Source organism: Shewanella sp. 10N.286.54.B9 (assembly GCF_041468565.1).
Taxonomy (GTDB): domain Bacteria; phylum Pseudomonadota; class Gammaproteobacteria; order Enterobacterales; family Shewanellaceae; genus Shewanella.
Map to the genome: position 1 here is coordinate 1 of NZ_JBFRIY010000123.1, position 452 is coordinate 452.

Annotated in this window: 1 protein-coding gene; it reads right to left on the reverse strand. The window is 41.4% G+C overall.

The genetic code is table 11. The features are described from left to right. Nucleotides 1-452, reverse strand: a 452-nt coding sequence (locus tag AB4135_RS22075; protein ID WP_371995561.1) for a DDE-type integrase/transposase/recombinase, incomplete at both ends; no start/stop codon positions are given.

Below are 452 nucleotides of genomic sequence, written 5' to 3' on the forward strand. Positions count from 1 at the left end.
TATCCATCTGTCATTGAGGGTGTGATGCCATTGGCCGCTAATGTCATTTGGTATTCAGCTGAGCAGTATTGTATTCCTCTATCTGAGTGGTGAATGATATTACCCGTTGTTGTCCGGTTCTTTACCGTCATATCTAACGCCTTAACGACATCAGAGGCTTTCATTTCATCACTGAGTTCATATCCCATTATCTTTCTGGAGTATGCGTCAGTCACCAAGGATAAATAGTGTGTTCCCTCATCTGACTTAACATAAGTGATATCGCTAACGAGTACCTCTTCTGCACGTTCAGCAACCTTGTCTTTTAGTAAGTTAGGATGCTTTCTAAGCCAATGGTGGCTATTGGTTGTTTTGGTGTAGTTTTTTATGGGCTTCACCAACATATCGTGCCTTTTCAAATGTTGAAATAACCCATCTCTGCCAAGCTTTATTCCTTGTTCAATCAGCTGTGG